This is a genomic window from Brevundimonas sp. TWP2-1, assembly GCF_049897645.1.
In the GTDB taxonomy this organism is placed as follows: Bacteria; Pseudomonadota; Alphaproteobacteria; order Caulobacterales; family Caulobacteraceae; genus Brevundimonas.
The window spans coordinates 491,545-506,146 of record NZ_JAFCWR010000002.1 but is presented as its reverse complement, the minus strand read 5'-3'; the positions used below and the strand labels follow the sequence as shown (position 1 = coordinate 506,146).

The following is a 14,602-nucleotide window of genomic DNA, read 5'->3' as shown; positions in this document are numbered from 1 at the left end:
CATATGGATCATGAAAGCGATGTCGATAATGGAAGATAAGCCCGAACTGCTAGAGATGACTGCGGACATTGTGTCGGCCTATGTCGGCAACAACTCCGTCTCGGCAGACGCTCTGCCGGCGCTTATCTCCAATATTCACGCCGCCCTGTCGGGCGTTTCCAATGGTCCGGTCGAGGTCGAGCCCGAGCCCAAGGAGCCGGCCGTGCCGATCCGCAAGTCGATCGCGCCCGACTTCCTGATCTGTCTGGAAGACGGTCGCAAGTTCAAGTCGTTGAAGCGCCACCTGCGCACCAAATACGACATGAGCCCCGAAGATTACCGCGCCAAATGGGGTCTGCCGAAAGACTATCCGATGGTCGCCCCGAACTACGCCAAGGCGCGTTCGGAACTGGCCAAGTCGATGGGCCTGGGCCAAGGCGGCCGCAAGCCCGCCCGCGCCGCCACGACGGCTCGCGCCAAGAAATAAGCCGGAGATTTCCGGTAAAGGGACGCTCGCTTCCGAAAGGAGGCGGGCGTTTTTGCTTCTCCCTCCCCTTTATGGGGAGGGGTGATCGCGCAGCGATCGGGGTGGGGTCGAGTATGCGAGAGCGGGTTTTTGACTGCCCCACCCTAGCTCGGACTATGTCCTCGCCGTCCCTCCCCATGAAGGGGAGGGAGAATTCCAGTCAGGCCGCCTGTGCCGTCCGGCGCATGCGCCAGAAGCGCAGGGTGCGAAGGGCGGCGTCGCGAGTCAGTTCGCCGTACATCCGGCCATAGGCGGCGGCCTTGCCCATCGGATTGTCTTCCGAGCCCAGGACGGCGACGGCGTAGGTCAGATAGACGGCGCGGTCCATGTCGGCCGCCTTGCAGACCACCGACAGGGCGTCCAGGTCCTTGCGCTCGACGATGCCGCGCGCGGTGTGGAAGTCGATGTCGGCCAGTTTCGACAGGGCGATCAGGAAGGGCGTGCGGCCGTTCGAGCGCAGGAATCGGATCAGCACCTGGGGCGTCAGCTGGCCTGCGGCCTTCAGCTCGTCCACATAGGCCAGGTTCTCGGCATAGTCGGCGGGCAGGGCGCCGTCGTCGGTGGCGACCCGCGTGCGGCCGGCGGCCAGGGCCGCCTCCAGCAGGTCGGGATCCATGCGGGCGTTCTGTTCCAGGATCTGATGACGCAGCCGGGCCTCGACGACGAAATACATCTCGTTCAGCAGGTCGGCGGGCAGGCTCTGGCGCTCGACCGTTGCGGCGTGCAGGGCCGGATTGGCCTTGGCGCGTTCGACGGCGGTCTCGGACGCCGCGCGCGACAGGCGGGCGCCGTCGTTGCGCAACAGGGCGTCCAGGGTGTCGTCGTCGCCGCGTTCCATGATGATGTCGGACACGGCCTCGGACACGGTGGCCCGCTCCGATACGGCGCGCAGATGGCCCTGGCCGCGCCTGCGCACGACGTGGATCAGGTCTTCGTCAGTCAGGACGCTGGAGGCGCGCAGCACCTGTTCGGCGACCTCCAGCTCGTCGTCGGCGAAGCGGCGGATCAGGCTGTGGGGGGCGTTGGGCGCCTCGGCGAAACGGGCGGCCAGTTCGGCGCGGACCGCCAGCTCCATCTCGTCGGACAACTTGGCCAGGACCGAGCCATAGAGGTCGGTCTCGTTGGCGTTGTGGTCGGGAACGCCGAAGAAGTGGTCGGTCAGTTCGCGCAGCAACAGGCGGCGTTTCTCGCTGGATTCCTCAGCCGCAAGGGCGATCAGCTGCGGCAGGCGCGAGCCGGGGATCACGGCAGGTTCGATCACGACTTGATCGGTCATGGCAGGTTGTCGGCTTCGGTCTGGGGCACGGCGCGCAGGGAGCCGTTGGCGTTGCGGATCAGGGCCGGCGGGCCGTCCGGCTGGGCCAGGTCGTTCGAGCGCGGCGTCTGGGTCATTTCGACCGGCAGGGCGTCCAGATAGGTCTGCTGCGGCGCCTGGATGGCGTCGGGGTGACGGCCGGCCTGGCGGTGAACCGAATAATAGCGCGCGCTGCTGTCGCCGGTCGGGGCCATCTGGGCCGCCTGCTGATTGGCGGCGATGGCGGCGCCGTCGAGGGGGACGCCGGCCTGGGGGCGTTGCAGGCGATAGATGGGGGCGTCGCGTCGCGGGGCCATGGGGTCGGCGACGGCGACGGCTTCGGTCGGTTGCGGCTGGGGTTCTGGCTGGGGTTCGGGAGCGGCCTGGACCGTCTGCTGCGGGGCGGGAGCGGGCGCGACCTCGGCTTGCGGTTGAGGTTGCGGTTGGCTCTGGACCGGCTCGGGCGCCTGCGGCTGAGGCGCGGGGGTGTAGGGCGCAGGGGCGGACTGCACGGGAGCGACCTGCGTCGGGGCGGGGGCGGGCTGGCCCATCCAGACGCTGGCGGGCGTCAGGCCGTTGCTGCGCGGCGTGGTGGCGGCGGGCGCCAGGCGGGCCAGGGGAATGGCGCCGGGGATGGTGCGGTTGGCGGCGACGACGGTCGGCTGCGGGGCCTCAGGCTGCGTCACGGCGGGCCTCGGGGCGGGCCTCGGGGCGGGCCTCGGGGCGGGCCGGGCGGCGACCGGCGGCTTGCCCGGCCACGACAGGTAGCGCAGGCCGGACGGATTGGTCGACGCCTGCTGGGCGACAGCGCCGCTCGCCACGAGGCTGGCGGCGGTCAGGAGGGTCGAAAGGACGAGGGCGCTGCGCAAGGCGGCTCTCCGGTAAGGAATTGCAGCCCGCACACTAGGGTTCGACCACTTAATCCCGCGCTAACGCCAAGGCAGGTTGCGACAACGAAGGCGTATCAGCCGCGACCGGGCAGATAGTTGTCGGTGAAGGCGTCGCGCCAGTTCAGGTCCGCCTCATAGACCCCGGCCTGGGAGGTCACGTCGAAGAAGGCCTGCCAGCGTTCAGTCGTCAGGGCGCCCAGGCCGTAGAGGGCGGCGTCGCCCCCGTCGACGATGGCGTTGTCACGAAGCTTGTCGCGGGCCTGGTCCAGCACGGCTTGCGTCATGTCCGGATTGTCCTTGCGGATCAGGGCGTCGGCGGCCGAGGCGTCGCCCCGGATGTAGTCGCGCCAGCCCTCGGCCGAGGCGGCGATGAAGCTGCGCAGGGCCGCCGCGTTGTCGCGGGCGAAGGCGTTGGGCGCCAGGACCATGGCGGCGTATGAGGGATAGCCCTCGTCGGCCATCAGGAAGACGCGCGGGTCGAAATCGGCCGCCTGTTCGATGGCGTAGGGATCGCTGGTCAGATAGCCCTGCTGCACCGCGCGCGTGTTGGCGATGAAGGCGGCGGGGTCGTAGGCGTAGGGGCGCAGCTGCTCGTCGGTGAAGCCGTAGCGGGCCTTCAGCCAAACCCAGAAGGTGCTGATCGCCGTGTCGGCCAGCAGGAAGGGCCGGCCGGTCAGGTCGGCGATGGTCTCCAGCGCCGGATCGGGATGGGCCATCAGGACCTGGGGGTCCTTCTGGAAGAAGGCGGCGACGGCCTTCACCGGGGCGCCGGCCGCGACCAGGTTCAGGGGGATGAAGCTGTTGGAGCCCATGCCCAGTTCAACCGCGCCGGACGCCAGCAGTTGCGGCACGTTCACGCCGGGACCGCCCTGGACGATCTGGACGTTCAGCCCGCGCTTCTCATAGGCCCCGCTGGCCAGGGCCTGATAGAAGCCGCCCTGTTCAGCCTGGGCGCGCCAATCGGTGGCGAAACGCAGGCGCACGCGACCCTGTTCGTCCACCGGCGCCTCGACCCGCCCGCAGGCCCGAAGCCCCACGGCCCCCGCCGCCACGGCCGCACCGCCCGCGATCAGAGCGCGGCGGCGGGTCAGCAGGCGATTCCCCAGCATAGTCATGCGCCTGACTTACGGGGGGATAGGGGCCTTGGGAAGGCGCGGGTTCAGTTCTGATCCGCGTCCACAGGCTTGTCGGTGTCCTGAAGCTTGTAGCGCACCGGAACCACGCATCGGACGCCGGCCTCGAACCCCGGCGTGGCCTGGCTGGTCTGCACCAGCCGCAGGGCATCGACGCCGAAGGCGGCGGCCGGCTGAGCCTCGATCACCGACGCGTTGCCGATCTGGCCCCAGGGGGCGATATCGAAGCGTATCAGCGCCCAGCCCTCGACCGAGCGATCGCGGAAGACGGTCGGAAACACGGGATTGGCGCGAACGGAGAACCGGTCGCCGATGGTCGCCGGGCATTGCTGCAGCGGGTCTTCACGCTGATCCTCCGGCGTCACGGGTGGAGCCGCCAAGGTCTCGCCAGAGCGATAGAGGTTGTAGACGCAGCCCTTCCTGGCCGGGCCGGGACGCATCCGCGTCTCTGCCGTCGCGCGACGAGCCTCGGAGTCCAGGTCGGCATCGCCGGACGAGCCAATGGTCTCGACGTCGGTCGCGCGGCCTTCGGCGTCTATGTTCCATCGGGTCACGGACCAGCTGCGACCGCCGGGCGCGGGCTTGCGCCCCTTTTCGAAGTCGGGAAACACGACAGTGTCCGGCTGGCGGCCGCCGAACCGGTCGCCGCAGTCGGCGCCCTCTCCGCCCAAGCGTTTCGCCACGGCATCGCGCAGGGCGCCCCGATCGCGGTTGATAGCGAAATAGTTCAACAGGTCCGGCGTCTCGGCCTCGTCCAGTCGAACACTGCGCCAGCGGATCGTCAGGCGGCAATCCTTTCGTGCCCGCGCAGGAAAGCGCCAGACGGCGAGGCTAGCCTGGAGATTGGCGAAGGCTATAGGCGCTGCGTCGGCGGGCCGGATATCGACCGTCCGCCCGTCCCCCGCGACGGAAAACGCCAGGACCGTTTCGGGGTCGGATTGGCCTTGTCGTGCGGCCTGTTGCGCCGGCAGGGTCTCGCTGTAGAGGGGCTGCACCGCAAGGCCCTCGCACGTCGATTCCGTTTCGGGCAGACGCAGGACGGTGTTCTCGACCGGCTGGCCCAGAGCGCCGAACCTGACGGCGACCGGAGGGGGTGGAGGCGTCGGGGTGATGATGGGCGGCCCGACATACTCGGGCTGTTGATCGGCGTGGGCCGAACCCGCTGAAATCACGCCGACGGCGAAGGCGCAAAGCGCGGTCTGGATTGCACGCATGACTGTCTCCAACTGCACGGTATGGATGCAGATGTCGGAGCGGCTGTCTAGCGCAAGTCTGTGAACTCAACCCCCGAGTTGAGCGACGCCCAATTGAGCGAGGGGACGAAGCGTGCGGGCAAGCCCGTGCGCTTCGTCCCCTCGCCAAGTCCGGGTTGGACTTGGCCGTCCGGGTCAGGGCCTTGGCGTCAGCGCCGTTTCGAGCGAACCCGAAAGGGCGGTCGGCTGTGTCCTGTCGCGCTCCTGGTCTTGGGCGTCCCACGGCATTGCGTCCGCGTCGTCCGTCGATCCCGATCCGGTTCTCTCGTTCCTCGTCGATCCGGAGACCGTCGAGGACTGGAGCCTGGATCCCGCCTGTCGCACGTTACGATCCGAAGATCGCCCGATCGCGCCGGGTCGGAGAGCCGGGCCGGTTCGCTTGATGTCCGGGGTCTCCCCTGGATTTCCGCGCCGCCGTGTCCCTTGGCCTGTTGACGTTCGGACGAAAGCGGCTATGAGGCAAGCGCCCTATCTCGCCCCGATGTGCACGGCTGGCCCGGCGGCGGTGGACAAGCCTGTGAACATCGGTGGACGGATCAAATTCGCTTTGGCGGATCAGCGGTTTGTCTTGTCCACAAGAAGACGATGATGCGGGCTTATGTTCGGCGGCGGACACATTGCGCTGCAACCGCCCGGCGCGCTTTGGGTTCTGTGATCAGCGGATGAGAGTCCTTGGGGGAAATGTTTGTCCATCACCGGGTCTGGCCACGCCTTGTCTAACGGTATCAATCGCGGGCAGCTGGCCCATATGTTCGCCCATGCGCCGGGGTTCATGGCGCTGGTTACGGGACCCGAGCATCGGTTCGAGCTGACCAATCCGAACTATCAGAAGGTGATCGGCCATCGCGAGGTGATCGGGCGGACGGTCGCCGAGATGCTGACCGATGCGGTGGCGCAAGGCTATCTAGACCTTCTTGATCAAGTCTATCGCACCGGCGAGGCGCATCGGGCCGACAGCGCGCTTTACGCCGTTCAGGCCGAACCCGGCGGCGACGTCGTGGACCGCTACGTCGATTTCGTCTTCCAGCCCCTGAAGGAAGACGGTCAGGTCTGGGGCATCTTCATCCAAGGCATGGACGTCACCGATCGCCACCGCGCCGACCAGGCCCTGGCGGCGAGCGAGTCGCGATACGGCGCCCTGTTCGCGGCCATGGCGACGGGGTTCTGCGTCATCGAAATGAAGTTCGACGAGGCGGATCGCCCCATCGATTACTGTATCGTCGAGGGCAACCAGGCCTTCGAGGAGATGACGGGCCTAGTCGATCCCTATGGCAAATGGGTCAGCGAGATCGCGCCGGGGCTGGAGCAGCACTGGTTCGATCTGTACGGCCGCGTCGCCCGCACGGGCGAGCCGGCGCGGTTTGAAAATCCCGCCGACATCTTCGGCCGCTGGTACGATGTGCAGGCGCTGAGGATCGGTCAGCCGGGCGCCTACCAGGTCGCGATCCTGTTCAACAACATCACCGAGCGCAAACAGAGCGAGGCGCGCCAGAACGCCCTGCTGGAGCTGAACGACGCCATTCGCGACCTGACCGACGCCGAGGAGATCGCCCAGGCGTCCGCCGAGGTGCTGGCGCAGACGATGGGCGTCAGCCGCGCGGGCTACGGTACCATAGATACTCTCGCCGAGACCATCACCATCGCGCGGGATTTCAATCAGCCGGGGGTGACCAGCCTGGCCGGCGTCCTGTCCTTCCGCGACTATGGATCCTACATCGAGAACATCAAGCGCGGGGAGACGGTGGCGATCGACGACGTCACGCGCGATCCTCGCACGGCCGACACCGCCGAAGCCCTGAAGGCCATCAGCGCCGGATCGTTCGTCAACATGCCGCTGATGGAACAGGGTCGGGTCGTGGCCCTGGTGTTCGTCAATCACGCGACGGCGCGTCACTATACCGACAGCGATCTGCAGCTGATGCGCGACGTGGCCGAACGGGTGCGGATGGCGACCGAGCGCGCCCGCAGCGAGGCCGCCCTGCGCGACAGCGAGGCCCAGTTTCGGGTCTTCGCCCAGGCCACGCCGAACCAGATATGGGCCAGCTGGGCCGACGGTTCGCTGTATTGGTTCAACCCCCAGGTCTATGCCTATACCGGGTTGATCGAGGGCGCGCTGGACGGGACGGACGGGTGGGGCCAGATCGTCCATCCCGATGACCGGGAGAAGGCGACTGCGCGCTGGTCGCAGGCCCTGGCGAGCGGTCAGGTCTATGAGGCGGAGTTCCGAATCCTTCGCCACGACGGCGTCTATCGCACCTTCATGGTGCGGGCCGAGCCGGTGCATGACGAGGAGGGCCGGATCACCCGCTGGGTCGGCTCCAACATCGACATCGAGGAACTGCGTCGCCAGTCGGCCGAACTGGCCCGGTTCAACGAGACGCTGGAAGACCAGGTCGCCGAACGCACCAGCGCCCTGATGAAGGCCGAGGAGGCGCTGCGCCAGAGCCAGAAGATGGAGGCGGTCGGTCAACTGACCGGTGGCATCGCCCACGACTTCAACAATCTGCTGGCGGGGATCAGCGGCAGTCTGGAGCTGATCACCAACCGGATCGCCCAGGGTCGGTATAGTGATGTCGAACGGTTCACCGCCGCGGCCCAGGGGGCGGCGAAGCGGGCGGCGTCCCTGACACACCGGCTGCTGGCCTTCTCGCGGCGTCAGACGCTGGATCCAAAACCGACCGATCCCAACCGGCTGATCCGCGGGATGGAGGACCTGATCCGGCGCACGACGGGGCCGAGCGTCCATCTGGAAGTGATCGCCAGCACCGGCCTGTGGCCCGTCCTGATCGATGCGCACCAGCTGGAAAACGCGGTGCTGAACCTGTGCATCAATGCGCGCGACGCCATGCCGGACGGCGGGCGGCTGACCATCGAGACCGGCAACCGCTGGATCGACGCACGCACGGCTAAGGCCCAGGACCTGGACCCCGGCCAGTATGTCTCCATCTGCGTCAGCGACACCGGCGGCGGCATGGCGCCGGACGTGGCGGCGCGCGCATTCGAGCCCTTCTTCACCACCAAGCCGCTGGGCGAGGGAACGGGGCTGGGGCTGTCGATGATCTATGGTTTCGTGCGCCAGTCGGGCGGCCAGGTGCGGATCTATTCCGAGGCGGGTCAGGGGGCGATGGTCTGTCTGTATCTGCCGCGCCACCACGGCGCGGTGGACGAGGGCGAAGCCGTTCCCGAGGTCGAACAGGCCCCGCGCGCCCAGGCCGGCGAGACGGTCATGGTCGTGGACGACGAGCCGACGGTGCGGATGCTGGTCGCCGAAATCCTGCACGAGCTGGGCTATCAGTGCATCGAGGCCTCGGACGGGGCGGCGGGTCTGAAGCTGCTGAACTCAGAGGCGCGGATCGACCTGCTGGTCACCGACGTGGGCCTGCCCGGCGGAATGAACGGGCGTCAGATGGCGGACGCCGCGCGGCTGGAGCGGCCGGACCTGAAGGTGTTGTTCATCACCGGCTATGCCGAGAATGCGGTGGTCGGCAACGGGCACCTGGACCCCGGCATGCACGTGATGACCAAGCCCTTCGGCATGGAGGCCCTGGGCAGCCGGATTCGCGAGTTGATAGAAAGCTAGAGAACTCGGCTGAGTTGACGAAAAGGGGGATCACAGCGGTCACGACGAGATCACAGCGAGCACGACGGCGTTATGCTGGATCGGAAAATCTTGACGGCCTGCGGCGGCGAAGCCGCAGAGTGATCGACAGCTTGGCCATGGAGTCGGGGAGCCGACGCGGGTTCGCTCCCGTCGTGATCTCGTTGTGCGCGTTGTGGTGAACGCCTTCTGGGCCGCCCTAGAGTTTCGCATCTAGCCAGGCGCGGATCGCTCTGCGCGCGCCCCGAGCCGCCGGGCCGCCGAAATGCAGGAAGCCGTGCGGGGTTTCGGGGACGCGGATCAGGTCGGCCTGCGACGCCTCGCCCCAGCGGGTGGCCATCAAGAGGCTGTCCTCGAACAGGGGGTCGTCCTCGCCGGCGATGAACAGGGCGGGCGGCAGGCCGGTCAGGTCGGCATAGAGAGGCGAGACATCGGGCCGGCGCAGGCCCGCCTCGTCCCGGTCGGGGGCCAGCCGGGCCAGGTCGGCGCGCATGGTCGGGCCGTTGAACAGCAGGGTCTCGGGACCGGCCGAACGCACGCTCTCGGTGCCCGACAGATCGAAGACGCCGTAGGTGAAGACGCAGCCCTTCACGAGGTCGATCAGCCCCTGGTCGCGCAGGGCCACCGCCGTCAGGGCGGCTAGATGGCCGCCGGCGGATTCCCCCGTCAGGAACAGGGTCGAGGCGCCCAGCCGATCGACATTGGTCACGGTCCAGTAGGCGGCCGCCAGACAGTCGGCGATGGCGGCGTCGACATAGATATGGCGACGCTCTGACAGCAGGCGGTAATCGACCGAGACGACGCAGAAGCCGTGGTGCGCCAGATGGGCGTTCAGCCGGTCGTTCAGCCCCGCGCTGCCCAGCACCCAGCCACCGCCGTGGATGTCCAGGATGACGGCGCGGGGCGTGCCCGTGGGATGCAGGATGCGCAAGGGGACGGGATGGTCGCCGTCGGTCTGGATGATCTCGACCGTGACGCCGCGCTTTCTGAGGCGGGGGACCGTGACCCGCCCGGCGGCGGCGTCCAGCCACAGCGACAGCCGCTGACCCGCATCGATCCGCCAGCCGTCGGTGCGCAGGCGCGGGGCGCGGGCCAGGACGGCGTTGATCCGCCGCACCGCCGCCTGCTGGGGCGGGGCGAACTCGACGAGGTGGGTGCGCAGGGTCATGGGAGGACGAACGGCCGATTACTGTGACGAGATTGGAAGACGAAACGCTTACGGCAAAGCCGGGTTGCGGCGAAGCGCCGGACGACGCCGGCCCTGTTCGATCGGCGGACATGACCGGAAGTTAAGTTGCACGCGCCGGGGCGCGCAGAGATGCTCGCAAAAAAAGAGAGACCGTTCATGCCGTTGCTAGACCTTGTCCTGACCTTGTCCCTGATCGCGCCTCTGGGCGCGGCGCCGGCTGAAGAGCCAGGGTCGCCCAGGCTGCGGTGCAGCGCCCTGGCGACGACCGCCCCCTGTCGCGAGACGCCCAACGGCCTCGTGGTGGGGCCGACCGAAGAGGCCGTGACGCAGGCCGCCGATGAGGCGAGCATGGCTGAGACGACATGGGCCGAGGCGTTCGGCGCAAGGCCGCCGGCCTATGCCGTGGTGCTGGACGGGGCGCAGCCTGTCGAGGACGTGCGCGCCGTCGGAGCCTCGCGTGTCCTGCCCTGGATCAGCGCATCGGCGCGTCGCGGCGCGATGGAGCAGGCGGTGCGCGACGCCGTGGCGAAACAGGCGACAGCCGGTCAGGCCGAGGCCCTGATGACCGCCGCCGTCCAGCGCGCGGCGCCGCAGATCGAGGCCAGCGTGGTCAAGGCCTCTCAGCCGGGCGTGATGGCGCACGAGCTGGGGCACCTCTGGTATATCGAGACCTATTGGGCCGGGGTCGCGCAAGGCGGCGACGCCTATGGAAGCGCCGCCCCCGACTGGCTGGACGAGGCCGCGGCCGTCCTGATGGAGGGCGAGGGGCTGACCGAGTCGCGACGCGCCGCCTTCCAGAAGGTGTGGAACGAGAATCCGCGCGCCGACGCCGTCTCCTCGCTGTTGGCGGAGACCCATCCCGCCTTTGCGTCGGGTGCGTCTGCCGCCGCCCTGACGGACGGGGCGGCGACGGGGGCGGGGCCGCGCGTCATGACGATGAGCGGCGAGGAGTTCCAGCGTCGCACGGGCACCGACATCAATGCGGCGTCCGCCTTCTATACGCGGGTGCGCGCCTTCCTGGACTTCATGGAGGCGAAGACGGGCGATCACGCGGCGCTGATCCGGTTGACGATCCATCTCCGCCAAGGCGGGGACGTGGAGCCGTGGTTCGCCCAGGATCCCGCCGGCCGCCAGATGGGCGGGTCGGTGAGCGCCGCCGATCAGGCGTTCAAGGTCTGGGCCGACGAAAGAACGGGCCAGACTGCCTGATCACCCCGCCAGCGCCGCCTTCTTCTCTTCCAGTTCCAGCCATTCCAGTTCGGCGGCCTCCAGGTCGGCGCGGGCCTTGTCGGCGGCCTTCATCGTGGCGTCGAAGGTCTTGGGGTCGCGGGCGTAGAGGGCGGGGTCGGCCAACGCAGCATCGTGTTTGGCGATGGTGGCGGGCAGGGCGTCGATCAGGGCTTCCAACTCCTTCAGGCGATGCGCGTCCTTGAAGGTCAGCTTGCCGGCCTTCTTGGGGGCGACGGCGGCCGGTGCAGCCTCGGCGGCGCGCTGGGCGGCGGCCTTGTCCTGGGGGCGGGGGTTGGAGCCGGGCTGGAGGAAGCCGGGGTTCTGGCGGATGAAGTCGGTCCAGCCGCCGGGGGTCTCGACGATGTCGCCGCGCCCGTTCAGGGCCAGGGTCGAGGTGGACAGGCGGTCGATGAAGTCGCGATCGTGGGAGACGAGGATCAGGGTGCCGTCATAGCCCTCCAGCAGCTCTTCCAGCTTGTCCAACGTGTCCATGTCCAGGTCGTTGGTCGGTTCGTCGAGGATCAGCAGGTTGGCTGGCTTGGCTAGGGCGCGGGCCAGCAGCAGGCGGTTGCGTTCGCCGCCCGAGAGGGTCGAGATCGGCTGGCGCAGCTGGGCTTCTGAAAACAGGAAATCCTTGGCGTAGGCGGCGACGTGTTTGGACACGCCGCGCACCAGGATCGAGTCCCCGCCGCCCGGCGTCAGGGCGTCCCAAAGGGTCATGTCCGACTTCAGCCCCTCGCGCGACTGGTCCAGATAGACGGACTCCAGGTTGGAGCCCATGCGAACCGTGCCCTCGTCAGGCGGCAGTTCGCCCAGCAGGGTCTTGACCAGGGTGGTCTTGCCCGCGCCGTTGGGACCGACGATGCCCAGACGGTCGCCGCGGATGATGCGGGTGGTCAGATCCTTGAACAGGGTGCGGCCGTTGAAGCCCTTGGACACGCCCTTGATCTCGGCGACCAGCTTGCCCGACGTGCCGCCGGAATCGACGCCCAGGTAGAGCTCGCGCGGGGCGTCCTTCATCTTTTCGGCGCGTTCGGCGCGAAGGGCGTTCAGCGAGCGGGCGCGGCCCTCGTTGCGGCTGCGGCGGGCGGTGATGGACGAGTAAAAGGTGGCGGTTTCGCGCTCGATGGTCTTGGTCAGGCGACGCAGGGATTCGGCCTCCTCCTCCATGACCTTGGAGGACCATTCGTCGAACTCGACGAAGCCCTTGCTCAGGGTGCGGACGCGGCGGCCTTCCAGCCAGTGGACGGTGTTGGTGACACGGTTCAGGAAGGCGCGGTCGTGGCTGACGACCAGCAGGGCGAACCGGGCCTGGATCAGCTCGTTCTCCAGCAATTCGATCGCCAGGATGTCGAGGTGGTTGGTCGGCTCGTCCAGCAGCAGCAGGTCGGGCTCTTCGGCGAAGGCCTTGGCGAGCGCCGCGCGGCGGGTCTCGCCGCCGGACAGGCCTTGGGTGGATTTCTCGGGGTTCAGGCCGAAGGTGGCCAGCCAGGATTCAGCGGTCCAGCTCTCGGCCTCGCCGGACGAGGCGTAGTCCAGCAGGGTCTCGCCGGTGATGACCGGCTCCTGCGGCACATAGGCGAAGCGGACGGCGGACTGGACCGAGCGGTCGCCGCTGTCGGGCTCGATCATGCCCATGACGACCTTCATCAGGGTGGACTTGCCGGCGCCGTTGCGGCCGACGAGGGCGGCGCGGCTGCGCGGTTCGACCGCAAGGTCGACGCCGTCGAAGAGGGGGCGCTGGCCGTCCTGAAGACGGACGTCCTTGAGTGCGACGAGGGGGGGTCTGGCTGCCATGTGACTTTCGATCCTCCCTATGGGGAGGAGATCGCGCGGGACGCGGGGAGGGGCGGAAATGGGGGATTTAAGGGTTGTGGCGCGATGACGCCAGCCCGATCCTCACCCGCGAAGCGGGGGAGGGGGACCGCGCGTAGCGTGGTGGAGGGGGCGGACGCATCGCAGGCGTCCGAAAGGGAGCGGTTTTTAGGCGTAAAGATCGGTGGGACGTTCGCCCCCTCCACCGCAGGCGGGGGAGGATTTGCGCCGATATTGACAGTTACCGTCCGGTTGGTATGTAGCGGCCATGGACACGATTACACGCCGCCGCGCGCCCGACGACACCCGCGCCGAGATCATCGACAAGGCCCTGGAGGTCGCCGCCGAACTGGGGGCGTCGGGCTTTACGCTGGATGCGGTGGCGGCGCGGACGAGCGTCAGCAAGGGGGCGCTGCTGCATCATTTTCCCAGCAAGCTCTCCCTGCTGGAGGGGATGGTCGATCATCTGGGGCAGATGCATACCGACGGCATCCTGGCCGAGGCGGCGCGCGATCCCGAACCCTATGGCCGCAATGCACGGGCCTATCTGCGCTCGACGGTGACGGAGCCGGTGACGCCGCAAGATGTCAGCATCGGCCGGGTGATCATGGCCGCCTGCGCCATAGAGCCGTCGCTGGCGAAGCGCTGGGGCGGCTGGATCGATCGGGTGAAGGTGGACGATCCGGGCGATCCGGTCGGCGCCGACGACGCCCTGATGCTCAGACTGATTGCGGACGGGCTGTGGCTGTCGGATTTGTTCGGGCTGCACGAGGTGTCCGCTGAGCAAAGGAGGGCGCTGCTGTCGCTGCTGACGCCCGGCCATCCGATCACCGCGAACGACGCATGAGCCCCGTGGCATGAGTCCCGTGACCTGGGCGGCGCTGCTGGGCGCCATTGCGCTGGAGGTGGCGGGGACGACGCTGCTTCAGGCCTCGCAGCAGTTCACCAGGATCTGGCCGACGGCGGGGATGGCGGCCTGCTACGGCCTGGCCTTCTATCTGTTGTCGATCGCGCTGAAACAGATGCCGGTGGGGATCGCCTATGCCATCTGGAGCGGGCTGGGCGTCGTGCTGATCTCGGTGATCGGGACGGTGGCGTTTCGCCAGCGGCTGGACCTGCCGGCCATCGCGGGCCTGACGATGATCGTCGGCGGGGTGGTGGTGATCAACCTGTTCTCCAAGACGGTGGGGCATTGAGGCTGTGACAAGCGGCGACGCGGCGCGTATGAGGCGCGCCATGCAGCCCTATTGGGAAACCAAGACCCTGGCCGAGATGTCGCCTTCCGAGTGGGAGGGGCTGTGCGATGGGTGCGGGCTGTGTTGCGTGATCCGGTTCGAGGACGAGGATACGGGCGACGTCGTTCCGACGCGGGTGCACTGCAAGCTGTTCGATTCCCAGGCCTGTTCGTGCTCGGACTATGCGAACCGCAACGCGCAGGTGCCCGACTGCATCAAGCTGACGCCCGGAAACATCCAGGCGCTGGGGTGGATGCCCCTGTCGTGCGCCTATCGCCGGCTGCACGAGGGGCGGCCGTTGGCGGGGTGGCATCATCTGATCTCGGGCAGTCGCGAGACGGTGCATACGGCCGGGGTGTCGGTGCGGGGGCAGACGATTTCCGAGCTGTCGCTGGCCCAGCCGGAGGATGCGCTGGACTTCGAGGCGCCGGAATGGATGCTGGAGCGGGGCTGAGGCTGT

Annotated in this window: 12 protein-coding genes; 6 read left to right on the top strand and 6 right to left on the bottom strand. The window is 68.2% G+C overall.

Annotated elements, in window-relative coordinates; genetic code table 11:
• Nucleotides 1-28 precede the first annotated feature (28 nt).
• Complete coding sequence (locus tag ACP7BH_RS12660) at nucleotides 29-466, top strand: MucR family transcriptional regulator (protein ID WP_425985720.1); 438 nt, start codon at nucleotides 29-31, stop codon at nucleotides 464-466.
• A 199-nt stretch (nucleotides 467-665) separates the two neighbouring features.
• Here the strand turns inward: ACP7BH_RS12660 and ACP7BH_RS12655 are convergent, their stop codons facing one another.
• The 4 genes from ACP7BH_RS12655 to ACP7BH_RS12640 form a co-directional block, all read right to left on the bottom strand.
• Nucleotides 666-1,781, bottom strand: coding sequence for a DUF2336 domain-containing protein (locus ACP7BH_RS12655; protein ID WP_425985718.1), 1,116 nt, complete (start codon nucleotides 1,779-1,781; stop codon nucleotides 666-668).
• Nucleotides 1,778-2,668, bottom strand: a complete 891-nt coding sequence (locus ACP7BH_RS12650; protein WP_425985716.1) for a hypothetical protein — start codon at nucleotides 2,666-2,668, stop codon at nucleotides 1,778-1,780. The genes ACP7BH_RS12655 and ACP7BH_RS12650 overlap by 4 nt, the downstream gene beginning before the upstream one ends.
• A gap of 95 nt (nucleotides 2,669-2,763) precedes the next feature.
• On the bottom strand, nucleotides 2,764-3,804 hold the full coding sequence (locus tag ACP7BH_RS12645; RefSeq protein ID WP_425985714.1) for an ABC transporter substrate-binding protein: 1,041 nt from the start codon (nucleotides 3,802-3,804) through the stop codon (nucleotides 2,764-2,766).
• Nucleotides 3,805-3,848: 44 nt separating this feature from the next.
• Nucleotides 3,849-5,036 carry a TonB family protein gene (locus tag ACP7BH_RS12640; protein WP_425985712.1) on the bottom strand — a complete coding sequence of 396 codons (1,188 nt, stop codon included), beginning with the start codon at nucleotides 5,034-5,036 and terminating at the stop codon, nucleotides 3,849-3,851.
• Between the two features lie 751 nt (nucleotides 5,037-5,787).
• Here ACP7BH_RS12640 and ACP7BH_RS12635 point away from each other — a divergent pair.
• Nucleotides 5,788-8,655 carry a PAS domain S-box protein gene (locus tag ACP7BH_RS12635; RefSeq protein ID WP_425985710.1) on the top strand — a complete coding sequence of 956 codons (2,868 nt, stop codon included), beginning with the start codon at nucleotides 5,788-5,790 and terminating at the stop codon, nucleotides 8,653-8,655.
• Between the two features lie 217 nt (nucleotides 8,656-8,872).
• Here ACP7BH_RS12635 and ACP7BH_RS12630 read toward each other — a convergent pair whose 3' ends face one another.
• Complete coding sequence (locus ACP7BH_RS12630; protein WP_425985708.1) at nucleotides 8,873-9,841, bottom strand: alpha/beta hydrolase; 969 nt, start codon at nucleotides 9,839-9,841, stop codon at nucleotides 8,873-8,875.
• Nucleotides 9,842-10,018: 177 nt separating this feature from the next.
• On the opposite strand from ACP7BH_RS12630, the gene ACP7BH_RS12625 reads away from it, so the two are divergent.
• The gene (locus ACP7BH_RS12625) at nucleotides 10,019-11,071 is read left to right on the top strand and encodes a hypothetical protein (protein ID WP_425985706.1); all 1,053 of its coding nucleotides are present in this window, start codon (nucleotides 10,019-10,021) and stop codon (nucleotides 11,069-11,071) included.
• Here the strand turns inward: ACP7BH_RS12625 and ACP7BH_RS12620 are convergent, their stop codons facing one another.
• A complete protein-coding gene (locus tag ACP7BH_RS12620) occupies nucleotides 11,072-12,889 on the bottom strand; it encodes an ABC-F family ATP-binding cassette domain-containing protein (RefSeq protein ID WP_425985705.1) in 1,818 nt (605 codons plus the stop codon).
• A 286-nt stretch (nucleotides 12,890-13,175) separates the two neighbouring features.
• On the opposite strand from ACP7BH_RS12620, the gene ACP7BH_RS12615 reads away from it, so the two are divergent.
• Genes ACP7BH_RS12615 through ACP7BH_RS12605 form a run of 3 tightly spaced genes read left to right on the top strand, consistent with a single transcriptional unit; the run spans nucleotide 13,176 to nucleotide 14,596 of the window.
• Nucleotides 13,176-13,754: a TetR/AcrR family transcriptional regulator gene (locus ACP7BH_RS12615; RefSeq protein ID WP_425985703.1), complete on the top strand. Its 579-nt coding sequence runs from the start codon at nucleotides 13,176-13,178 to the stop codon at nucleotides 13,752-13,754.
• A gap of 10 nt (nucleotides 13,755-13,764) precedes the next feature.
• Nucleotides 13,765-14,103, top strand: a complete 339-nt coding sequence (locus ACP7BH_RS12610; protein WP_425985700.1) for a DMT family transporter — start codon at nucleotides 13,765-13,767, stop codon at nucleotides 14,101-14,103.
• A 40-nt stretch (nucleotides 14,104-14,143) separates the two neighbouring features.
• The gene (locus ACP7BH_RS12605) at nucleotides 14,144-14,596 is read left to right on the top strand and encodes a YcgN family cysteine cluster protein (RefSeq protein ID WP_425985698.1); all 453 of its coding nucleotides are present in this window, start codon (nucleotides 14,144-14,146) and stop codon (nucleotides 14,594-14,596) included.
• Nucleotides 14,597-14,602 lie beyond the last annotated feature (6 nt).